Below are 20,261 nucleotides of genomic sequence, written 5' to 3'. Positions count from 1 at the left end.
CTTGAAACGGTACAACCATGACTGAAACAGCAGGCACTTGGCGAATGCTGACCGCCAGCAAAGACACCCCAGCCACAAGCAGTGGCTGGGGCCCGCAGCGCATCGTCTGCCTGACCGAAGAGCCCACCGAGTGGCTGTATCTGCTGGGGCAAGAGCGCCGCATTGTCGGTATCTCGGGCTACACCGTGCGCCCGCCGCGTGCGCGCGAAGAAAAGCCCAAGGTCAGCGCCTACCTGAGCGCCAAGATCGACAAGATTGTGGCCTTGCAGCCCGATTGCGTGATTGGCTTTTCTGACCTGCAGGCCGACATTGCGGCGCAACTGATTCGTGCAGGCATTCAGGTCACCATCTTCAACCAGCGCAGCGTGGCGGAGATTTTTTCGATGATGTACCAGCTCGCCGCCATGGTGGGCCAGGAAGCGCGGGGCCTGGCGCTCATGCAAACCATGCAAAGCCGCTTGCTGGCGATTGAGCGGGCCGCCGCCACGCTGAAACGCCGACCGCGCGTGTATTTCGAGGAATGGTACGAGCCGCACATCAGCGCCATTGCCTGGGTCTCTGAACTGCTGGGCATTGCCGGCGGTGACGACTGCTTTCCTGAACTCGCCGCCAAGGCCATGGGCAAGGACCGCATCATTGCCGACGGCGGCGAAATCGTGCGGCGCAACCCCGACATCATTTTCGGTTCCTGGTGCGGCCGCAAATTCCGCCCCGCGCATGTGGCGGCCCGTCCCGGCTGGCAGGATGTGAATGCCGTTAAAAACGGCCAGCTGTTCGAGATCAAGTCCGCCGAAATTCTGCAGCCGGGTCCGGCAGCGCTGACGGATGGTGTCGAGCAGCTACATCGAATCATCATGGCGTGGGATGAGAATGTGGCCACCACGCTTGCCACTTCGCGTGCTGCTGACGAGTCCTTGCCGCTCAGACTTAAAGGCCAGCCATGAAGCGGACCGTCGCCGTACTGATGCTGCTCTGCTTCGCCGTGCTGGCGCCAGCACGCGCCTTGCAGTTGACCGACGACCGGGGCGTGAGCGTCACCTTCGCGCAGCCACCGGCGCGCATTGTCAGCCTATTGCCGTCGCTGACCGAAAGTGTCTGCGCGCTGGAGCAGTGCCAGCGTCTGGTGGGCGTGGACCGCTATTCCAACTATCCCGTCAGCGTGCGGCACCTGCCCGTGGTGGGCGGCGGGCTGGATCCGAACATTGAAAGCATTGTGGCGCTCAAGCCCGATGTGGTGCTGCTGGCCGCTTCCTCGCGTGCCGGTCTTCGCCTGGAGTCGCTGGGCATCAAGGTGGTGGCGCTGGAACCCAAAAGCCACGCCGATGTCAGGCGCGTGCTGCAGACGCTGGGGCTGCTGCTGGGCATTCCCGAGGAGATAGGCGCCGGGCGCTTGTGGCGCATCATTGACACCAGTGTGTCGGCAGCCGCCCAGTCGCTGTCACCCCAAGCCAGAAGCACCCGGGTGTACGTTGAAGTCAATCGGGGTCCTTATGCCGCCAGTGAGTCGTCCTTTATTGGCGAAACGCTGGCGCGGCTGGGGGTGAAGAATGTGGTGCCTGCCTCGCTCGGCCCCTTTCCCCTGCTCAACCCAGAGTTTGTGGTCCGTGCCAATCCGGATGTGATCATGATCGCTAATGGGGACGTTAAACGCAGCATGCAGGCCATGGTCCCGTACCCGGGCTGGTCCAGCATCAAGGCCGTTCGCGAGCAGCGTATTTGCGTGTTTGGCGTCGAGGAGTCTGACGTGGTGGTGCGCCCCGGCCCGCGCATGGCCGAGGCGGCACGCATCATGGCCAAGTGTCTGGAAGACAAGGCCAGATGAGGGCAGCATGAACGGTCCTTCCAGCCCTCACCACCAGAACCGCAGAGCCTTGTGGCTTGCCGGTGGCTTACTACTCGCCACCGCTGCATTGCTGCTGCTGGGCGTGAGCGTGGGCAGCACCGGTTTTGAAAGCGTGCTGAACATGCAGCGCGACCCGCAGGCCCTGCAAATTGTGTGGGAGATTCGCCTGCCGCGCACCGTCGGCGCCTGGCTGGCGGGCGCCTTGCTGGGGCTGGCCGGAGCCGTGGCCCAGGGCCTGTTTCGCAACCCGCTGGCCGACCCTTATTTATTGGGCAGTGCCTCGGGTGCCTCGCTGGGCGTGGCCGGGGCCATGGTGCTGTTTGGCGTGTCGCCCCTGGCCACGCACTGGCTCGCGCGTATCGGGCTGACGGGCGCCGCCTTTATCGGCGCTGCGGCCGCCGTGTTGCTGACCCTGCTGCTGGCCAAGGGGGTGCAGCACACGCTGCGCCTGCTGCTGGCGGGGGTGATTGTTGGCGTGGTGCTGGGCGCCATCACTTCGCTCGCCTTGCTCTTGAGCCCGGACATCCTGCAGGCCATGCAGTCCTTCATGCTGGGCAGCACCGGATTTGTCGGCTGGACGGCCTGTGCCGTGATGGCCTCGGCCTTTGCAGCCAGCCTGCTGGCGGCCTGGATGCTGAGCCATGTCCTCGATGGCCTGGCGCTGGGCGAGGCCACCGCGCAAAGTCTGGGGCTGCGACTGCCGCAGATGCGCGCCGCGCTGGTGGCGGTGCTGGCGCTGGCCACCGGCGCGGCCGTGGCGCAAACCGGGCTGATTGCCTTTGTCGGCCTGGCGGCGCCGCATCTGGTGCGCTCGGTCGTCAAGACCACGCATGGCCGGCTGATTGTGCTGGCCAGCCTGATGGGCGCCGTGCTGCTGCTGGCGGCCGACATTCTGGCAAGGGGGCTGATTGCGCCGCAAGAGCTGCCCGTGGGGGTGCTCACCGCCGTGCTGGGCGGCAGCTATCTGCTCTGGCTGATGCACCGGCAGACGGGTCGTGTGGCAGGCGGGCAGGGGGCGGGGCTGTAATGCTGGCTATTGATTCAGTTGCTACTAATTCAGTAGCTGTCTGCGCCCGTTCCATAAGCGCCAGCCTCGGAAATGTTGAGGTATTGCATGATATTTCGCTGGCGCTGCCGCTGGCGCGCTGGACCAGCGTCGTCGGCCCCAACGGCGCTGGCAAGTCCACCTTGCTCAAGGTGCTGGCGGGGCTGCTGCCACACAGCGGCGAAGTCGCTTTGCTGGGGCAGCCGGTGGCCGCCCTGCGCGCTCGCCAGCGCGCGCAGCAGCTGTCCTGGCTGGGTCAGAACGAAAGCTCGGCAGACGACCTGACCGTATACGACGTGGCCATGCTGGGCCGTTTGCCGCACCAGGCCTGGCTGGCACCGCCCAGCGCCGCGGACCACGCTGCCGTGGAGCGGGCCTTGCGCGCTACGCAGGCCTGGGACTGGCGCGGCCGCGCGCTGGGTCAGCTCTCGGGCGGCGAGCGCCAGCGCGTGTTGCTGGCGCGTGCGCTGGCCGTCGAGGCGCAGGTGCTGCTCATGGACGAGCCCCTTGCCAATCTCGACCCGCCGCACCAGACCGACTGGCTGCTGATGGTGCGCGGACTGGTAGCCAGCGGAAAAACCGTGGTCAGCGTGCTGCACGAAATTTCATTCGCGCTGCAGGCCGACGAGCTGGTGCTCATGGACCAGGGTCGGGTGACTCACCAGGGCGCTTGTAGCGACGCGGCCACCCAGCGTGCGCTGGAGCAGGTGTTTGACCACCGCATTGCCATCTACCCGCTCGCAGGCCAGTGGGTCGCCTTGCCAAAAATTTAGCGTCCAGATTCTGGGCAAGACGCCTCATCAGGAAATCAGAATGACCGCAAAAACCGTCATGGTTTTAGGCACCAGCAGCGGCGCCGGCAAGAGCTGGCTCACCACCGCGCTGTGTCGTTACTACGCGCGCCAGGGGTTCAAGGTCGCGCCCTTCAAGGCGCAGAACATGAGTAACAACGCGCGCGTGGTCAGCGGAGGCGAAATCGGCAGCGCCCAGTATTTTCAGGCGCTGGCTGCGCGCGCGGTGCCCGATGTGCGCATGAACCCGTTGCTCCTCAAGCCCGAAAAAGACACGCAAAGCCAGGTCGTTCTGATGGGGCAGGTCAACGCCGAACTCTCGCGCATGGAATGGCGTGGCCGCAGCGCGTCGGTCTGGCCCGTGGTGGCCCAGGCGCTTGACGAACTGCTGCAAGACAATGATGTGGTGGTGATTGAAGGCGCAGGTTCGCCCGCAGAAATCAACCTCACATCGTGCGACATCGTCAACATGCGCGTGGCGCAGCACGCCAACGCTGCCTGTCTGCTGGTCACCGACATTGACCGCGGCGGCGCCTTTGCCCACCTATACGGCACCTGGGCCCTGCTGGACGAAGCCGAGCGCCAGCTGATCAAGGGCTTTGTACTCAACAAGTTCCGTGGCGATGCCAGCCTGTTGGCCCCTGGGCCGCAGATGCTGCAAGACCTGACCGGTGTGCCCACCGTGGCCACGCTGCCCATGTGGTGGCAGCACGGCCTGCCTGAAGAAGATGGCATGTTTCACTCTTCGGGTTTACTCCCTCTCACTCCGGGAGAGGGCAGGGGTGAGGGCTCCCCCGCCCGCGCACCCATCAACATTTCAATCATCGCCTACCCGCGCATCAGCAACCTCGACGAATTCCAGCCCCTTAAAAACGTGACCGGCGTGCGCCTGAAGTGGGTGCGCAGCCCGGTCGAGTTGGCCGGTGCCGACTGGATCATCCTGCCGGGCTCCAAGCACACCAGCGGCGACCTGGCCTGGCTGCGCGCGCAGGGGCTGGACCAGGCGATTGCCGCCCACGCCGGCCAAGGCGGTGCGGTGCTGGGTATTTGCGGCGGCCTGCAAATGCTGGGCGAAGCCCTGATTGACCCGCATGGCATTGACGGCAACGGACCCGGCCTGGGGCTGCTGCCCGTGGTCACGGTGTTTGACCCAGCCAAAACGGTGCAGCACCGGCAGGCCGCATTTGCAGCGGTGCGCGGGTTGTGGGCCGGCTTGTCGGGCGTGGAGGTGCAGGGTTACGAAATCCACCACGGCCAGACAGCGCCGCATTCCGCCATGGCGGCGGCGGGCGACGTGGCCTATCCGGTGATGCCCGAAGGCCTGGCCTGGCAAAACACTGCTGGCAATGTGCTGGGCCTGTATGTGCATGGCCTGTTTGAAGACCCGCGCATGCTGCAAGCCCTGTTTGGCGCCGCCACGCCCACACTCGATTCAGTGTTCGAAGGGCTGGCCGACTACATCGACCAGCATTTTGAGCCCGGCGTGCTGCAGTCGCTGATAGAGGCGCCGTGAGCTTGTCGAGGGCTACCCCGGCGCCCGCTTCAATGGCCCAAAGCAAGCCTGCAGCGACTCCGCTTTGCAGACGATGAGCTGGTCCTGCTTCGGGCTGAACTGAATGAACCGGGTCACCCGCTGGTCCGATGCCTCATGCAGGTCGCCCGAGCAATCTGGCTTGCCGTTGCCGTTCGTGACTGTTTCGACCAGCCGGTAAAAACCCAGCAGGCTGGGTATGGGCGTTATTTCGTAGTTGCTCAGCGTGGACTCCTCCCCGCTGCTGCCCGTCCGCGTCCCGTTGGCGCGGTATTTATAGGTTTCTGCACAGGACTTGCCCGGCAGCGTCCATGTCCAGCTTCCCACGATGGGGTGCTGCGCTGGTACGGCTGGTGCGACGGGTGTCGTGGATGTATTGGGTAGAGGCCCGGCCGCCTGCGCGGAGGCAAGGCTGCAAAGCAGGGCAGCGAGTAGGGGCAGTTTTCGCAAGTCATGACTCCTAATGGTGAGGGCGGGTGGTTAGGGTGATTATGAAGACACCAGCGTTGTGGCTTCTGGCCGCGCTGGTCTTTTGCCTTTATGCGCAAGCCAAGGCAGCTGCAGGCCTCTTTGGTCATTTTTATAAGTAAAAGTGCTCGTATGTCCAATGAATACGGTTGCAAGATGCTATTAAAAGTATAGCAATTTCAGCACTTGAGTTCGCTCAAGACTCTTCAAGCCGCAGCGGCCAGCGCGTGGGCTGGCTAAGCGCCCGTCCGAACTGCTGGCCAAGGCCACCAACGCGGTCTCCTTCCTCTGGCGTGCGTTTCACCCGCCCAGGCAGCGTTGTCGCCCCCGGAGCACGGCGCCGGGCTTGCCCCGCATAAACTGGCAGTCCAACTTCAGGAGACTCCTTCCGTGCTTACCCTCTGCGGCTCCCCGATTTCCAACTACTACAACAAGGTCAAGCTGGCGCTGCTTGAAAAAGGCGTGCGCTTCACTGAAGAGTTGGTACCCATCCGCAGCACGAGCGATGCGGTGCTGGCTGCTTCGCCGCTGGCCAAGATTCCCTACATCCGCACGCGGCAGGGCGCGCTGTGCGAGAGCCAGGCCATCATGGAATACATCGAGGCGGCCTACCCGCAGCCGCCGCTGCTGCCCGCCGACGCGTTTGCCGCGGCCAAGGTGCGCGAGCTGACTATCTTTATTGATCTGCACCTGGAGCTGGTGGCGCGCGATTTGTACCCGCAGGCCTTTTTTGGCGGCACGGTGAGCGAATCGACCCAGGCTAGCGTCCGCAAGCAGCTCGAAAAGAACATCGCTGCCTTCAAGCGGCTGGCCGCGTTTGCGCCCTATGTGGCGGGCGACACCTTCACCCAGGCCGACTGCGCCGCTTTTGCCAGCCTGCCGCTGGTGGGCATGGCCACCAGGGCGGTATATGGCGAAGACCTGCTGGCGGCGGCGGGCGTGGACTGCAAGCCCTATATCAAGCTGATTGGCGAGCGGCCTTCGGCGCAGCAGGTGGTGGCTGACCGCAAGACGGCGCAGGCGCAGGCAAGGGCGTAGTCGCTTTTGCTATTTAAACGATAGCTGCTTGCGCCCGTAATCATTGGGCTAGAGCAAGATTTTGTTCTTGAAATCAGGCCAAAACCCGGTTGAGATCGGCCTGCAGGCCGGGCGCTAGTACGGCAACGCGAAGCCGTTGCGCCCTGCGTTGATGCGTTGCACCGTGGGTCTGTCGTCAAGCGTCTGGGCTGTCAGCGAAACGCTGGCGCCTGGCACCAGCAGGCTGCGGTCGGCTGGCTTGAAGGTCACGATGGGCGTGCCGGGCGGCACGACGATGGTCTTTTGGCCACCCTTGTACTTGAGCTGCAGTGTGCGGCCGTCGGGCGTCGCTGCCAAATCGGCCACGGTGGCGTTGGTCATGGTGCTTTGCGGCATCAGGTCGAAGGGGCGGTAGCCTTCGCCGGTGCCGCGCGCCGACTCGGGAAACACCGTCACTGCAATCGCGCGCTGCGAGCCGTCGGCTTGGGGCATGCCTCCTACACCCACAAAGCTGCCGGCCTTGATGTCGGCCAGCTCGATCGGGTAAACCTCCATCACTGCCAGGCTGGCCGGCAGCGCGAGCTCGATCACTTCGCCGCTGCGCGTTTTCAGCGTGACGCTGCCTTGCGTCACCGACTGCAGGGTGCCGCGCAGCCGCACGCCGGGTGATGTGTTGGCTGATGCGGAGGTGGCCGGGCTGGCCTGCAAGTTGGCCTTGAGGAAAGCCATCGTGCGCTCCCAGGCCAGCTTGGCAGCAGCCGCGTCGTAGCGCGGGGTGGTATCGTTATTGAAGCCGTGCTGGGTGCCGGGGTAGCGGTACACCGCGAGCTTCACGCCGACAGCCTTTAACGCGGCTTCATAGGCCGGCCAGGAGGCGTTGTTGCGCTCGTCCACGTCGGCCTGATGCACCAGCAGGGGGGTCTTGACCTTGGCCGCTTCCGCGGGCGCCGGCGTGTTGCCGTAAAAGGATACAGCGGCGTTCAGGTCGGGCAGGCGCGTGGTCAGCAGGTGGACGATGCCGCCGCCATAGCAAAAGCCCACCACGCCCAGCTTGCCGCTCGCGTCGTTGCGTGCCTTCAGCCAGTGGGCGGCGGCGACGAAGTCCTCGCGCGCCTTGGTCTGGTCCAGGCTGGCGAAGGCGGCGACGGCCTTTTCCTCGTCGCCGGGATAGCCGCCCGCCGATGTCAGCGCATCGGGCGCGAAGGCCATGAAGCCGTCCAGCGCGAGGCGGCGGGCGATGTCCTCAATGTGCGGGTTCAGGCCGCGGTTTTCGTGAATGACCAGCACGGCCGGCAGCTTGTTCGTGCCCGCACTGGCCGGGCGGACCAGGTAGCCCTTGACGCTGCCGGTGCCGGCGGGCGAGGGGTAGCTGAGCCGTTCTATTCTCAGCCGTGCGTCGTCCTGGGCCACCTGCTGGCCGGCCGCGAAGTCGGGGCTCAGCGCGGCCAGCAGGCCGGCCGCCGTCATGCCGGCCTTGGCGAATTTTTGCGCTTGCGCAAGAAATCCGCGCCGGTCCAGGTTGCCGTGCACATAAGCGTCGAAGAGGATCAGTACTTCCTGGTCAAAGTCCTGGGCGGTCAGGCGTGTTGGCATGGGACGTTCCTTGGAAAAAAGTGCAGCATACGCCGACGGCCAAAATTGCGTCAAACCCCTCTTGCCAGCAGGTTCTTTCGTGCAAGCCGTGCCAGCGCGGCAGGAGTTAGGATCATCCCTTCACCCAAGGAGGCCCCATGCGTCAGCGCGTCAGCCAAGAAGAAACATCAGTCGCCCTGTACTGGGATTTTGAGAACCTGCACGCCAGCCTGGCTGAGGCCCGGCAAGAGGGCGCTTACAGCAAGCAGGACAATCGCTTCAAGGTGCAGGAGCCGCTGATTGATGTTCAGGCTGTGGTTGAGCTTGCCGCCTCGTTCGGTCCGATTGCGATCAATCGGGCCTACTGCAACTGGCAGTATTTCAGCCGCTATCGGGATGCCCTGCTGCAAAGCGCCGTGGAGCTCATACAGCTGTTTCCACCCGGCGGGTCAGCCAAGAACGGTGCCGACATCAAGCTATGCCTGGACGCCATGGAAGACCTTGGCCGCTTTAGCCACATCGGAACCGTCATCATCGTGGGTGGTGACAGCGATTTCATGCCCGTGTCGCAAAAGGTCAAGGCGGCAGGCCGCACCTTGATCGGCGTCGGCGCGCGCAAGTCCACCAACCGTCACTGGGCCAAAAGCTGCCACGAGTTCCGCTACTACGAGAATCTGGTTGAAAGCCCGGTGGAGTCCACGCCCAGGCCCACCGATGCAGCGCAGCAGCTGCAGGCCGATCCAGCGGCGGAAATCTTCAAGCGAGCGGTCCGCCTGCTGGCGGAAACCCATGGCGATGCATGGGTGAATCAGGCGTCGATCTGGCACATGATCAAGCGCCTGGACTCGACCTTTGACCCCAAGGAACACGGCCACGCCAATTTCCTGGCCATGGTCAAGGCGTTCGATTCCATGGTGGAAGTCAAAGAGGGCGAGTCAGACCAGGTCGTGCGACTGCGCTAATTCGCGCACAGCAGTGGCGGTGCTTTGTTCAAACCCCGGCCGATGGCGCGACTGGCAATGGTGTGATCGTGTTTGGCCAACTATAAAAATGATAGCTGCTCGTTCCCGTATTTATTGGGCTGGAGCACGATTTTGCTATTAAAATCCGGAGAGACTTTCAGTGGCGGGCCACTCGCTGAACGGGAAGGGCAGCGCCTCGGTGCCGAAGCATTCAAAGTTGGCAATCTGGGCCATATAGCGGCCCAGGCTGCGGCCGAAGAGCCGCAGGCGGGCGTTGGGCGCATCGGTGACCACGGCCAGCAGCAACTGCAGCACAGCCACGAAGAACAGCACCGAGGCGGCCAGCTGGAAGGCGGCCGCCAGCAGCACCATCAGCAGCAGGCGCACCCACAGCTTGCGCGGCGTGGACACTGTCAGGTCATTCATCTACCCGTTTTTCAGCGTGCCACCAGCACGGGAAGGGGCGATTCCGCCACCACCTTGGCGGCCACGCTGCCCAGCATGAGCCGGGCTATGCCGGTGCGGCCGTGCGAGCCCACGACGATGAGGTCCGCGCCTTCGTCTTTGGCGGTCTGTACGATGCCGGCCGACGCGGTCATGTCTTCGACCATGCGCGTTTGCAGGTCCACCGGTGCGCCGCCCTGACCGCACAGCGCGGCCACCTTGGCATGAGCCTGCGCGGCGTGCTCCTGGGCCGCCGACATATAGGCCTGGAAGCCCATGGGGTTGGTCTCGCCGATGGCCAGGTAGGGATAGGGGTCCACCACGTACAGCGCGGTAAGTTTTGCGCCGTGAGCACGCGCCAGATCTACCGCCAGTTGCGCCGCATTCCCGGACGCGGCGGAGCCATCGGTGGCCATCAGGATGTGTTTGAACATGGTTATCTCGCTTCAGGATTCAGGGCTGGTTGATCAAGTTTTATCTTGCGGCCACCGCGCGCCGCCTTTGTTGATGTGCGTCAAATCCGCTACATGTGAGGCCCACTATATTACACAAGCGGTGTTAGGGCCCATGCTCAGTGGCCTGAAAGGCGCAGCAGTTAACCCAGGTAGACCTACATGACCATCAATCACGCCGTCAATCACGTTGCTGAAGGCCCGGTGAGCCTTGAGGTGCCGCTGGCCGGCTTCTCGCAATGCCATCTGGGCATCATGTCGCAGCTGCAGGCCTTTGCGGAACTGCCTGCGCTGCAGGCTGCGGCAGCGCAGGCGCGCAACATCGCGACCCAAACGCTGGCGCTGTTCAAGTACGCGGTGTACGGGCATTTTGCGGACGAGGAAAACGAGCTGTTTCCGGCCGTGCTGCGCAGTGCCGCCCAGGGAGAGGAAGCCAATCGCGTCCAGGCCATGGTGCAGCGCCTCACCACGGAGCACCGCGCGATCGAATCCCTCTGGAAAAAGCTGGAACCCGTGGTCAAGGCCGCCGCCAAGGCCAAGCCGGGCGAACTGGATTTGGTGGCAGTGGAAGAGCTGGTGCAGGCCTTCCTGGCGCATGCGAATTTTGAAGAGCAGCAGTTTTTACCGTTGGCCGAAACCATCCTCTCCCGCAATGGCAACCACATGGCGGCGCTGGGCCTGTCGCTTCACCTGCGGCATGCGCCGCTGGTGGTGGGGTATGTTTAGCGGGGTGTCACCGAGGGGCGGTCGATGCCGCAACGCGTGTTCATGACGTGTTGCCTCCCTGGTAATGTGCACAGATCGCATCAACGAGAGACTGCGCGTAGGCGGGAAGGGTCTCGTGTTCCCGCACCAGGATGTAACGCTCGCGCACGCTCCAGCTGTCGGTCAATGCGATCAACGCAAGATTCATGCTGCCCTGGTTGCGGCGCGCCGCGCTCTCGGGCACGATGCCGACACCCACGCCAGCACCGATCATGCGGCACATGGCGTCGAAGCTGCTGAGCTGGATGCGTAGCTTGAGCGGCTTGCCCAGCTTGTCGGTCACCTGCGCCAGAAAGGTCTGCAAGGTGCTGCCCTGTTGCATGCCCACGGCATCCTCGTCCAGCGTTTCGGCAAAGGCGATGCGTCGGCGTCTGGCGAAGCGGTGGCGGCGCGAGGTGACGAGCACCAGCCGGTCGGTGCTGAAGTGGATGGCCAGCAGGCTCAGCGTGTCGACCTGACCGGCCACGATGCCGATGTCGGCGCGCCCGTCGAGTACGCCGCGCGCAATCTCAGGATTCGGTTTTTCCTGAAGGTCCACATTGACGCGCGGGTTGTTTGACAGAAAGCCCGGCAGGATTTCTGGCAGGAAATCCGTCACGGCCGTGGTGTTGGCGAAGACCCGAACGTGGCCGCGCAGGCCGCCGCTGTACTCCTGCAAATCTGTCCGTAACTGCTCGGTTTGCCGCAACACGCCGCGCGCGTGGTGCAAAAAGGCTTCGCCGGGCGGCGTCAGGCGCACGCCGCGCGCTTCGCGGTAGAGCAGGGGCAGGCCGGTCTGCGCTTCCAGCGCCTTGATGCGCGCGCTGGCGGCCGCCAGCGACAGGTGCTGCCGCGCCGCCGCGCGCGTGAGCTTGCCCTCCTCGGCGGTCAGCACGAACAGGCGCAGGTCGGTCAGGTCGAATTGCATGGATGGATGCTAGCGCAAAGGCAGAGCAGTGTTCGGTTTTTACTAAGCCTTGGTTTTGAAATCACAGATTGCGGACGGTCCAAAAACCCGCGATCATGTCAGCCTATGAGCACTAACACCGACGTCCGTACCCTGGCCCCCAGTACCCTGGCCCATCTGCAGAGCTGGGTCGGAAAATCTGAAACCCTGACCGACGACATCACCGCCGCGCCAGTGCGCGCCCTGTCGGCCACGCTGGACCGCGACGACCCCGCGCCCGTGCCCGGAACGGCGCTGCCGGCGCTGTGGCACTGGCTGTATTTTTTGCCGCAGCACCGCCAGAGCGAGATCGGCCCGGATGGCCACGCCAAACGCGGCGGCTTCCTGCCGCCGGTGCCCTTGCCGCGCCGCATGTGGGCCGGCGGGCGGCTGCAATGGTTCCAGGACAACCCGGTCTTGGTGGGCGATGCCGTGCGACGTGTGTCGCGCATCGGGTCGGTCACGCACAAGGCCGGCCGCACCGGTGATTTGCTGTTCGTGCTGGTAAAGCATGAAGTCCATAACGCCAAGGGTTTGGCGCTGACCGAAGAACACGATATCGTTTACCGTGCCGCAGCCCAGCCGGGCGATCCGGTACCGCCGCCGATCGCCGCTGAAGAGGGCGCCGCCTGGCAACGCGAGATCGTCCCGGACGACGTGCTGCTGTTCCGCTACTCGGCGCTCACCTTCAACGGCCACCGTATCCACTATGACCGCCGCTACGTGACGGAGGTCGAAGGCTACCCTGGCCTGATGGTGCATGGCCCGCTGATCGCCACGCTGCTGGTCGATCTGGTGCGGCGCCATGCACCGGGTGCCTTCATCAAGCGCTTTAATTTCAAGGCGCTGCGGCCGACGTTTGACCTGCACCCGTTCCGGCTGAACGGCCAGCCCTCAGAGGACGGCAAAACCGTGCGCCTCTGGGCTGAAGACCACGAAGGCTGGCTCACCATGCAAGCCACCGCCGATTTGGCTTGATCCCGCTTTTTACCGATTCATCAAAGACCTGTTCATGCTCAAAACCACGACCGACAAGTACCAGGACATCCGCGACGCCGTGCGCGCGCTGTGCGCCGAATTCCCAGACGAATACCACCGCAAGATCGACGGGGAGCGCGGCTACCCCGAGGCCTTTGTTGATGCGCTCACCAAGGCCGGCTGGCTGGCCGCACTGATTCCGGCCGAATATGGCGGCTCGGGTCTGGGCCTGGCCGAGGCCTCGGTCATCATGGAAGAGATCAACCGCAGCGGCGGCAATTCGGGCGCCTGTCACGGCCAGATGTACAACATGGGCACGCTGCTGCGCCATGGCTCCAAGGCACAAAAAGAGCTGTATCTGCCAAGAATAGCCAGCGGCGAATGGCGCCTGCAGTCCATGGGCGTGACCGAGCCCAGCACCGGCACCGACACCACCAAGATCAAGACCACGGCCGTGAAAAAGGGTGACCGCTACGTGATCAATGGGCAAAAGGTCTGGATCTCGCGCGTGCAGCACTCCGACTGGATGATTCTGCTGGCGCGCACCACGCCGCTGGCAGAGGTCAAGAAAAAGTCCGAGGGCATGTCGATCTTTATGGTCGATCTGCGCCAGGCTGAAAAATCCGGCATGACGGTGCGGCCCATTCCCAACATGGTCAATCACGAGACCAACGAACTGTTTTTCGAGAACCTCGAAATCCCCGCGGAGAACCTGATCGGCGAGGAAGGGCAGGGCTTCAGGTACATCCTCGACGGCCTGAATGCCGAGCGCACGCTGATCGCTGCCGAGTGCATCGGCGACGGCTACTGGTTCATCGACCGCGTGACGAAGTACGTCAAGGACCGCGTGGTCTTCGGCCGCCCGATCGGGCAGAACCAGGGCGTGCAGTTCCCGATTGCCGACGCCTACATCGAGATCGAGGCGGCCAACCTCATGCGCTTTGAGGCCTGCCGCCTGTTTGATGCGCACCAGCCCTGCGGCGCCCAGGCCAACATGGCCAAGTACCTCGCGGCCAAGGCCAGCTGGGAAGCGGCCAACGTGTGCATCCAGTACCACGGCGGCTTCGGCTTTGCCTGCGAATACGACGTGGAGCGCAAGTTCCGTGAAACGCGCCTGTACCAGGTGGCCCCGATATCCACCAACCTGATCTATTCCTACGTGGCCGAGCACATCCTCGGGCTGCCAAGGTCCTTTTAGATATTTGCGGGACAGACCGCAGTCGCAAAGCGACAAGCTCTGTCCTCAACTCTTCTGAAGCCTTGCGGGAAAGACCGCAGCCGCGAAGCGGCAAGCTCTGTCCTCAACTGATTAGGATATGCCCATGTCCCCACCCTCAATCCGGCCGCTTGACGGCATCACCGTCGTCTCACTCGAACACGCGATTGCCGCGCCGTTCTGCACGCGCCAGCTCGCTGACCTGGGCGCGCGCGTGATCAAGGTCGAGCGCCCCGGCAGCGGCGACTTTGCGCGCGCCTACGACACCCGCGTCAAGGGCTTGGCCTCGCACTTCGTCTGGACCAATCGCTCCAAGGAAAGCCTGACGCTGGACCTCAAGCAGCCGGACGCAATGGCGGCATTGAAGCAAGTGCTGGGCAAAGCCGACGTGCTGGTGCAAAACCTGGCGCCCGGCGCGGCGGCACGCATGGGCCTGTCGTTCGAGGCGCTCAGCAAGGAACACCCCAGCCTGATCGTCTGCGACATCTCGGGCTATGGCGAGGACGGCCCATACCGCGACAAGAAGGCCTATGACCTGCTGATCCAGAGCGAGGCCGGCTTCCTTTCGGTCACCGGCACGCCCGAGTCGCCCAGCAAGGCGGGCAATTCGGTGGCCGACATTGCGGCCGGCATGTACGCCTATACCGGCATCCTGTCGGCTTTGCTGCTGCGCGGCAAGACCGGGCAGGGCTCGCACATCGACGTGTCCATGCTCGAATCGCTGGGCGAGTGGATGGGCTACCCGCTGTACTACGCGTTCGACGGCGCGCCGCCGCCACCGCGCACCGCCGCCTCGCACGCCAGCATTTACCCCTACGGCCCGTTTGAAGCCGGCGATGGCGGCACCGTCATGCTGGGCCTGCAGAACGAGCGCGAATGGAAGGCGTTTTGCGAGGGGGTGCTCAAGAACGCCGCGCTGGCCGGCGATCCGCGCTTTGACAGCAACGCTCGCCGCAACCAGCACCGTGACGCACTGACAACCCTCATCCTCGACGTTTTCGGAAAGCTGACTACGGAACAGGTGGTGGCGCGGCTTGACGAGGCGCAGATTGCCAACGCCCGCATGAACGACATGGCCGGCCTGTGGGCACACCCGCAACTCAAGGCGCGTGGGCGATGGACGGCCGTGGGTTCGCCGGCCGGCGACATTCCGGCGCTGCTGCCGCCGGGACGCAACAACGCGTTTGACTACCGCATGGACCCGGTGCCTGCCGTGGGCCAGCACACCGAGGCCATCCTGCGCGAACTGGGGCTGGGCGATGAAGCCATTGCACAACTGCGCGCTGCCAGGGCCATCTGACGGGCGGCTGGGAAAACAGGCGGAGTGCTATTAAAAACATAGCTATCTGTGACCGTCACTAAAGGACTAGACGCTAATTTGATTCATAAGGATGTCTTGCATGAACTCTCCCACTGCCCAACTCGCCGCCTTCGCGGCCGGTCTGCGTTTTGACGCCATTCCCGAGCCCGTGGTCCGCCGGACCGAGGACTTGCTGGTCGATTGGTTTGCCTCGGCCGTGGCCGGCCACGGCTCGCGTCCGGTGGAAAGCATCACGCGCTTTGCGCAGGCGATGGGGCCTCAGCCCGTTCTGGGCTGCGATACGGAGCCTGCGGGCGCTGCCGAAGTGATCGTCAACCGCGCCCGCACCAGTCCCTATCTGGCGACCATGGCTAACGCTGCCGCATCCCATGTGGCCGAGCAGGACGATGTGCATAACGGCTCGGTGTTTCACCCGGCCACTGTGGTGTTCCCGGCGGCGGTGGCTACAGCGCAGGCGCTGGGTGCCAGCGGTCAGCAGCTCATTGTCGCCAGCGTTGCAGGCTATGAAGTGGGCATCCGCGTCGGCGAGTTCCTTGGGCGCTCCCACTACAAGGTGTTCCACACCACGGGCACGGCCGGCACGCTCGCCGCTGCGGCGGCCGTCGGCAACCTGCTCGGGCTCAACGCACAGCTGATGCGGCACGCCTTTGGCTCAGCCGGCACGCAGTCGGCGGGGTTGTGGGAATTCCTGCGCACCGGCGCCGACAGTAAGCAGCTGCACCCCGCGCATGCTTCGGCGGCGGGCTTGATGGCGGCCTACCTCGCCAAGGACGGCTTCACTGGCGCCGCGCAGATTTTCGAAGGACCGCAGGGCATGGCCGCTGGCATGTCGAGCGACGCCGACCCGGCGAAACTGATCGATCGCCTCGGCACGCGCTGGGCCACGGCGGAGACCTCGTTCAAGTACCACGCCAGTTGCCGCCACACGCATCCTGCGGCCGACGCGCTGCTGCAGGTGATGCAGGCGCATGGCCTCAAGCCTGACGATCTGGCGCGCGTGGTGACCCATGTGCACCAGGGCGCCATCGACGTGCTGGGGCCTGTGGTGCGGCCCGCTACCGTGCATCAAAGCAAGTTTTCCATGGGCACGGTGCTGGCGCTGGTGGCGCGCTTTGGACACGCAGGCCTGGTCGAGTTTGACCAGCATTTCCTGGACGAGGCCACGCAAAGCCTGCGCGACCGCGTGACGATGGAACTGGACGCAGAGGTCGATGGCGCCTACCCACAGCGCTGGATCGGCAAGGTCACGGTGTACACCACCGACGGCAGGGTGTTGCAGGGCCGCGTGGATGAGCCCAAGGGCGACCCCGGCAACACGCTTAGCCGCGATGAGATCACCGCCAAGGCGCTGCGGCTGGCGGCCTTCAGCGGCGGGGCGACTCCCAGCGAGATGCAGGCCGCAGTGGAGGCGCTGTGGCAAGTGGCGCAGTGGCCGCGCGTGGGAGCCTTGCTGGCGGGTGCGGCATGAGTGAGCCCTTGTTGAACCCCTCGCTGGCGCGGGCCCGTTCCTTCCTGTTCGTTCCAGCGACCCGACCCGAGCGCTACGCCAAGGCGCTGGCCTCGGGCGCTGACGCGGTGATCATTGATCTGGAAGATGCGGTGGCCCCGGTCGACAAGACGGCTGCACGGCAGATGCTGGCGCAGGCCTGGCACGATCTGTCGGCGACCCAGCGCGGCCGCGTGCTGGTACGCCTGAACGCCAGCGGCACGGAATGGCTTGCTGATGACCTGGTGTTGCTGGGCACGCTCGGCGTGGTCGGCGTGATGCTGCCCAAGGCCGAATCCGCCGCCGACCTTGCGCGTGTGGCGGCCGCCATGGGGCCTGCGTGCGCGCTGCTGCCCATGATCGAATCCGTGGCCGGACTGGATGCCGTGGATGCCATGGCGCGCAGCCCGCAGGTGCTGCGGCTGGCCTTTGGCAACCTGGACTTTCAGGCCGATGCGGGCATGGCCTGCGGGCCCGACGAGCCCGAACTGACGGCGGTGCGCGTGGCCCTGGTGCTGTCCTCGCGCCGTGCCTGTCTGGCTGCTCCTGTGGACGGTGTTACGGCGGGCACGCAGGATGCAGCACAACTGCAGCGCGACGCCCTGCACAGTCGGCGCGGCGGCTTCGGCGGCAAGCTCTGCATCCATCCGTCGCAGGTGCCGCTCGTGAATGCCGCGTTCACCCCCAGCCCTGCCGAACTGGATTGGGCGCGCCGCGTGCTGGCCGCCTTCGAAGCCGCCGGTGGCGGCGTGTTCAGCCTCGATGGCCGCATGGTGGACGCACCGGTGCTGCGTCTGGCACAACGCACGCTGGCGCAAAGCCACGCAGCTTGAGGCGGGACTTGCTCAGGGTTTGTCCGATTGCAGTCCTGAGACCGGATGCTTCATGATTGCGCTATCGATGCAGGTGAAGATTTTCAGACCGCCAGACCGTTAAAAGGCGAGATGAGATTGCAATCCCAACCCTGCTCCAGGCATCGGTTTCTACGTAGGCTGGTCGCCAGGCGCTTAGGTTATATTTTGTGGTTAACCAAAAACGGATTCCGGCCAATTTTTAAAATCAAGGAGATACAAGATGGAAAATGTCAGTTATACACGCCGTCACGTTCTTACCACGGCCGGCGTCGTCGCAGGCTCGCTGGCGCTGCCATTTATCGCATCGGCCCAGTCGCCGATCGTGATCAAGTTCAGCCACGTCGTCGCGCCCAATACCCCCAAGGGAGCGTCTGCAGATTTTTTTGCCAAGCGCGCAGCTGAATTGACCAATGGCCGGGTCAAGGTCGAGGTGTACCCTAATAGTCAGCTTTACAAGGACAAGGAAGAACTCGAGGCACTGCAAATCGGCTCGGTCCAGATGCTTGCCCCGTCGCTGGCGAAGTTCGGGCCTCTGGGTGTCAAGGAATTCGAAGTGTTCGATCTGCCTTATATCTTTCCCGACAAGGCGGCATTACGCAAGGTTACTGACGGCCCTATCGGCGCCAAGTTGATGGCCAAACTCGAGCCAAAGGGCTTCAAGGGCCTGGCATACTGGGACAACGGCTTCAAGATCATGACAGCCAACAAGCCGGTCAAACTGCCGGGCGACATGAAAGGGATGAAGCTGCGCATCCAGTCGTCGAAAGTACTCGAAGCGCAGATGCGCGCCCTGGGTGCAATTCCGCAGGTCATGGCCTTCTCCGAGGTCTATCAGGCGCTACAGACAGGCGTCGTCGATGGCACCGAGAACACACCTTCCAACGTCTTTACGCAAAAGACCCACGAGGTTCAGGCCTATGGCGCGCTTACCGACCATGGCTATATCGGTTATGCCGTGATCGTCAACAGCAAATTCTGGAACGGTTTGCCTCCAGACATCCGCACCGCACTTGAAACCGCCATGAAAGAAGCGACCGAGCGCAACAACCAGATTTCGCAAAAAGACAACGACGACGCAGTTGCCGGAATGAAAGCCAGCGGCAAGATCAACCTCTACACCCTGACCGCTAATGACAAGAAGGCCTGGATTGCCAAGTTCAAGCCGGTGCAAAAAGAGATGGCCTCACGTGTTGGCGCTGGACTGATCGAGGAGATCAACCAGGCTGTCGGCAGCAAATAAGACAGCGAGACCAACGGTGTCACACAACAACAGAATGCAAGAGGTCGTCTGATGCGACTGCTCGATCACTTGGAAGAGTGGCTGATTGCCACTCTCATGGGTGCAGCGACCTTGCTGGTTTTTGTCGCTGTCGTGCACCGCTATCTTGCGGGGATGCCGATTCCCGGGGTTCAGGACTGGCTGCTCCGCATTCATTTGAGCTGGGCTCAGGAGCTTTGCATCATCATGTTCGTGTGGATGGCCAAGTTCGGTGCGGCCTACGGCGTGCGTACCGGTATCCACGTTGGTGTCGACGTGCTGGTCAATCGGCTCGGTGAGTCCAAGCGCCGAAAAATCATTCTGTTCGGGCTGTTTGCAGGCGCGTTTTTCACCGCCATTGTCGGCACCCTCGGTGCGAGTCTGGTCTGGCGTCTGTCTGGCAGCGATCAGACCACTCCCGACCTCGAAATGCCAAGCTGGATCGAGTACCTGGCAGTGCCGCTGGGCTCCTACCTGATGTGCTTTCGATTCATGCAGGTGGCCGTGAGCTTCTGGAAGACCGGGGAATTACCACACCACGATCACAACCATGTCGATGGTATCGAAACAGAAGACCTGCCGCCAGACCTGAACTGGTACCAACTGGATAATGATAGCCATCCACGCGACTTGAAACACAGGGCACCAGGCACCGATGACAATGCGGGAGACAGGCGATGAACGGACTCATTATTTTCGCGATCCTGCTGACGCTGATGCTTACCGGCATGCCGGTGTCGATCGCACTAGGTCTGACGGTAATGACCTTTTTGTTCACGATGACGAGCGTTCCGCTCGAGTCAGTCGCACTGAAGCTGTTCACCGGCATCGAAAATTTCGAGATCATGGCGATCCCGTTCTTCATCTTGGCGGGCAACTTCTTGACCCATGGGGGGGTTGCGAAGAGAATGATCAACTTTGCCTCTTCGCTGGTTGGCCACTGGTATGGCGGCCTGGGGCTGGCCGGCGTGCTGGCTTGCGCATTGTTCGCGGCAGTATCGGGCTCCAGCCCGGCCACGGTGGTGGCAATTGGGTCAATCCTGATGCCGGCGATGGTCAAGGCGGGTTTTCCGAAGCGCTTCGGCGCTGGCGTCATCACCACGTCCGGTGCACTTGGCATCCTGATCCCGCCGTCAATTGTCATGGTGATGTATGCGGTTGCAACCAATACCTCGATTGGCGCGCTGTTCATGGCTGGCGTGGTGCCCGGCATTGCACTGGCCCTGCTACTGGGTGTCGTGACGTGGTACCGGGCCTGGAAAAACAACTACCCGCGCTTGCCGCGCAAGAGCTGGAGCCAGCGCTGGCACGCCTTTAGGGAATCCGTCTGGGG

The 20,261-nt window shown here is 63.5% G+C and carries 21 protein-coding genes; 16 read left to right on the top strand and 5 right to left on the bottom strand.

What is annotated here, in order from left to right:
* Window positions 1-44: 44 nt before the first annotated feature.
* The 5 genes from B3F77_RS14025 to B3F77_RS14005 are packed head-to-tail and all read left to right on the top strand — an operon-like array spanning window position 45 to window position 5,192.
* A complete protein-coding gene (locus B3F77_RS14025; protein WP_293605554.1) occupies window positions 45-944 on the top strand; it encodes an ABC transporter substrate-binding protein in 900 nt (299 codons plus the stop codon).
* Entirely contained in the window at window positions 941-1,822 is an 882-nt protein-coding gene (locus B3F77_RS14020) for an ABC transporter substrate-binding protein (RefSeq protein WP_293605543.1), read from the top strand. Before B3F77_RS14025 ends, B3F77_RS14020 begins: the two co-directional genes overlap by 4 nt.
* A 7-nt stretch (window positions 1,823-1,829) precedes the next feature.
* Window positions 1,830-2,870: a FecCD family ABC transporter permease gene (locus B3F77_RS14015; protein WP_293605542.1), complete on the top strand. Its 1,041-nt coding sequence runs from the start codon at window positions 1,830-1,832 to the stop codon at window positions 2,868-2,870.
* Complete coding sequence (locus tag B3F77_RS14010) at window positions 2,870-3,661, top strand: ABC transporter ATP-binding protein (protein WP_293605541.1); 792 nt, start codon at window positions 2,870-2,872, stop codon at window positions 3,659-3,661. The genes B3F77_RS14015 and B3F77_RS14010 overlap by 1 nt, the downstream gene beginning before the upstream one ends.
* A gap of 40 nt (window positions 3,662-3,701) precedes the next feature.
* On the top strand, window positions 3,702-5,192 hold the full coding sequence (locus tag B3F77_RS14005; protein ID WP_293605540.1) for a cobyric acid synthase: 1,491 nt from the start codon (window positions 3,702-3,704) through the stop codon (window positions 5,190-5,192).
* A 12-nt stretch (window positions 5,193-5,204) separates the two neighbouring features.
* Here the strand turns inward: B3F77_RS14005 and B3F77_RS14000 are convergent, their stop codons facing one another.
* Window positions 5,205-5,660, bottom strand: a complete 456-nt coding sequence (locus B3F77_RS14000) for a hypothetical protein (RefSeq protein ID WP_293605539.1) — start codon at window positions 5,658-5,660, stop codon at window positions 5,205-5,207.
* Between the two features lie 408 nt (window positions 5,661-6,068).
* Between B3F77_RS14000 and B3F77_RS13995 the strand changes: the two genes are divergently transcribed.
* The gene (locus B3F77_RS13995; RefSeq protein ID WP_293605538.1) at window positions 6,069-6,716 is read left to right on the top strand and encodes a glutathione S-transferase; all 648 of its coding nucleotides are present in this window, start codon (window positions 6,069-6,071) and stop codon (window positions 6,714-6,716) included.
* 114 nt (window positions 6,717-6,830) lie between these two features.
* Here B3F77_RS13995 and B3F77_RS21010 read toward each other — a convergent pair whose 3' ends face one another.
* The gene (locus tag B3F77_RS21010; protein ID WP_414703014.1) at window positions 6,831-8,288 is read right to left on the bottom strand and encodes a dienelactone hydrolase family protein; all 1,458 of its coding nucleotides are present in this window, start codon (window positions 8,286-8,288) and stop codon (window positions 6,831-6,833) included.
* A gap of 137 nt (window positions 8,289-8,425) precedes the next feature.
* Here B3F77_RS21010 and B3F77_RS13985 point away from each other — a divergent pair, with 137 nt between their 5' ends.
* Window positions 8,426-9,229 carry an NYN domain-containing protein gene (locus B3F77_RS13985; protein ID WP_293605537.1) on the top strand — a complete coding sequence of 268 codons (804 nt, stop codon included), beginning with the start codon at window positions 8,426-8,428 and terminating at the stop codon, window positions 9,227-9,229.
* Between the two features lie 138 nt (window positions 9,230-9,367).
* Here the strand turns inward: B3F77_RS13985 and B3F77_RS13980 are convergent, their stop codons facing one another.
* On the bottom strand, window positions 9,368-9,655 hold the full coding sequence (locus B3F77_RS13980; RefSeq protein WP_293605536.1) for a DUF4389 domain-containing protein: 288 nt from the start codon (window positions 9,653-9,655) through the stop codon (window positions 9,368-9,370).
* A gap of 11 nt (window positions 9,656-9,666) precedes the next feature.
* On the bottom strand, window positions 9,667-10,107 hold the full coding sequence (locus tag B3F77_RS13975) for a universal stress protein (protein WP_293605535.1): 441 nt from the start codon (window positions 10,105-10,107) through the stop codon (window positions 9,667-9,669).
* A 180-nt stretch (window positions 10,108-10,287) separates the two neighbouring features.
* Between B3F77_RS13975 and B3F77_RS13970 the strand changes: the two genes are divergently transcribed.
* Window positions 10,288-10,851 carry a hemerythrin domain-containing protein gene (locus B3F77_RS13970; protein WP_293605534.1) on the top strand — a complete coding sequence of 188 codons (564 nt, stop codon included), beginning with the start codon at window positions 10,288-10,290 and terminating at the stop codon, window positions 10,849-10,851.
* A 40-nt stretch (window positions 10,852-10,891) separates the two neighbouring features.
* Here B3F77_RS13970 and B3F77_RS13965 read toward each other — a convergent pair whose 3' ends face one another.
* On the bottom strand, window positions 10,892-11,797 hold the full coding sequence (locus B3F77_RS13965) for a LysR substrate-binding domain-containing protein (protein WP_293605533.1): 906 nt from the start codon (window positions 11,795-11,797) through the stop codon (window positions 10,892-10,894).
* 105 nt (window positions 11,798-11,902) lie between these two features.
* On the opposite strand from B3F77_RS13965, the gene B3F77_RS13960 reads away from it, so the two are divergent.
* The 8 genes from B3F77_RS13960 to B3F77_RS13925 all read left to right on the top strand — a co-directional run.
* Window positions 11,903-12,793: an FAS1-like dehydratase domain-containing protein gene (locus B3F77_RS13960; protein ID WP_293605532.1), complete on the top strand. Its 891-nt coding sequence runs from the start codon at window positions 11,903-11,905 to the stop codon at window positions 12,791-12,793.
* 34 nt (window positions 12,794-12,827) lie between these two features.
* Window positions 12,828-13,991 carry an acyl-CoA dehydrogenase family protein gene (locus B3F77_RS13955; protein WP_293605531.1) on the top strand — a complete coding sequence of 388 codons (1,164 nt, stop codon included), beginning with the start codon at window positions 12,828-12,830 and terminating at the stop codon, window positions 13,989-13,991.
* A 124-nt stretch (window positions 13,992-14,115) separates the two neighbouring features.
* Entirely contained in the window at window positions 14,116-15,309 is a 1,194-nt protein-coding gene (locus B3F77_RS13950) for a CaiB/BaiF CoA transferase family protein (RefSeq protein WP_293605530.1), read from the top strand.
* A gap of 100 nt (window positions 15,310-15,409) precedes the next feature.
* A complete protein-coding gene (locus tag B3F77_RS13945) occupies window positions 15,410-16,798 on the top strand; it encodes an MmgE/PrpD family protein (RefSeq protein ID WP_293605529.1) in 1,389 nt (462 codons plus the stop codon).
* Entirely contained in the window at window positions 16,795-17,649 is an 855-nt protein-coding gene (locus B3F77_RS13940; RefSeq protein WP_293605528.1) for an HpcH/HpaI aldolase/citrate lyase family protein, read from the top strand. Before B3F77_RS13945 ends, B3F77_RS13940 begins: the two co-directional genes overlap by 4 nt.
* A 241-nt stretch (window positions 17,650-17,890) precedes the next feature.
* The gene (locus B3F77_RS13935) at window positions 17,891-18,910 is read left to right on the top strand and encodes a TRAP transporter substrate-binding protein (protein ID WP_293605527.1); all 1,020 of its coding nucleotides are present in this window, start codon (window positions 17,891-17,893) and stop codon (window positions 18,908-18,910) included.
* 51 nt (window positions 18,911-18,961) lie between these two features.
* Window positions 18,962-19,609 carry a TRAP transporter small permease gene (locus B3F77_RS13930; protein ID WP_293605526.1) on the top strand — a complete coding sequence of 216 codons (648 nt, stop codon included), beginning with the start codon at window positions 18,962-18,964 and terminating at the stop codon, window positions 19,607-19,609.
* Window positions 19,606-20,261: TRAP transporter large permease (locus B3F77_RS13925; RefSeq protein ID WP_293605525.1), on the top strand; the 656-nt coding region annotated here is incomplete at its 3' end. The genes B3F77_RS13930 and B3F77_RS13925, both read left to right, overlap by 4 nt.

Origin of the sequence: Polaromonas sp. UBA4122 (assembly GCA_002381615.1) — a bacterium.
GTDB lineage: Bacteria > Pseudomonadota > Gammaproteobacteria > Burkholderiales > Burkholderiaceae_C > Polaromonas.
The sequence above is the reverse complement of the archived record's forward strand: the minus strand, read 5'-3'. Positions and strand labels throughout refer to the sequence as shown.

Coding starts and splice junctions, on each gene's coding strand:
- B3F77_RS14025 (WP_293605554.1), top strand. CDS start 45: ATGCTGACCGCCAGCAAAGACACCCCAGCCACAAGCAGTGGCTGGGGC.
- B3F77_RS14020 (WP_293605543.1), top strand. CDS start 941: ATGAAGCGGACCGTCGCCGTACTGATGCTGCTCTGCTTCGCCGTGCTG.
- B3F77_RS14015 (WP_293605542.1), top strand. CDS start 1,830: ATGAACGGTCCTTCCAGCCCTCACCACCAGAACCGCAGAGCCTTGTGG.
- B3F77_RS14010 (WP_293605541.1), top strand. CDS start 2,870: ATGCTGGCTATTGATTCAGTTGCTACTAATTCAGTAGCTGTCTGCGCC.
- B3F77_RS14005 (WP_293605540.1), top strand. CDS start 3,702: ATGACCGCAAAAACCGTCATGGTTTTAGGCACCAGCAGCGGCGCCGGC.
- B3F77_RS21010 (WP_414703014.1), bottom strand. CDS start 8,288: ATGCCAACACGCCTGACCGCCCAGGACTTTGACCAGGAAGTACTGATC.
- B3F77_RS13985 (WP_293605537.1), top strand. CDS start 8,426: ATGCGTCAGCGCGTCAGCCAAGAAGAAACATCAGTCGCCCTGTACTGG.
- B3F77_RS13980 (WP_293605536.1), bottom strand. CDS start 9,655: ATGAATGACCTGACAGTGTCCACGCCGCGCAAGCTGTGGGTGCGCCTG.
- B3F77_RS13975 (WP_293605535.1), bottom strand. CDS start 10,107: ATGTTCAAACACATCCTGATGGCCACCGATGGCTCCGCCGCGTCCGGG.
- B3F77_RS13970 (WP_293605534.1), top strand. CDS start 10,288: ATGACCATCAATCACGCCGTCAATCACGTTGCTGAAGGCCCGGTGAGC.
- B3F77_RS13965 (WP_293605533.1), bottom strand. CDS start 11,797: ATGCAATTCGACCTGACCGACCTGCGCCTGTTCGTGCTGACCGCCGAG.
- B3F77_RS13960 (WP_293605532.1), top strand. CDS start 11,903: ATGAGCACTAACACCGACGTCCGTACCCTGGCCCCCAGTACCCTGGCC.
- B3F77_RS13955 (WP_293605531.1), top strand. CDS start 12,828: ATGCTCAAAACCACGACCGACAAGTACCAGGACATCCGCGACGCCGTG.
- B3F77_RS13950 (WP_293605530.1), top strand. CDS start 14,116: ATGTCCCCACCCTCAATCCGGCCGCTTGACGGCATCACCGTCGTCTCA.
- B3F77_RS13945 (WP_293605529.1), top strand. CDS start 15,410: ATGAACTCTCCCACTGCCCAACTCGCCGCCTTCGCGGCCGGTCTGCGT.
- B3F77_RS13940 (WP_293605528.1), top strand. CDS start 16,795: ATGAGTGAGCCCTTGTTGAACCCCTCGCTGGCGCGGGCCCGTTCCTTC.
- B3F77_RS13935 (WP_293605527.1), top strand. CDS start 17,891: ATGGAAAATGTCAGTTATACACGCCGTCACGTTCTTACCACGGCCGGC.
- B3F77_RS13930 (WP_293605526.1), top strand. CDS start 18,962: ATGCGACTGCTCGATCACTTGGAAGAGTGGCTGATTGCCACTCTCATG.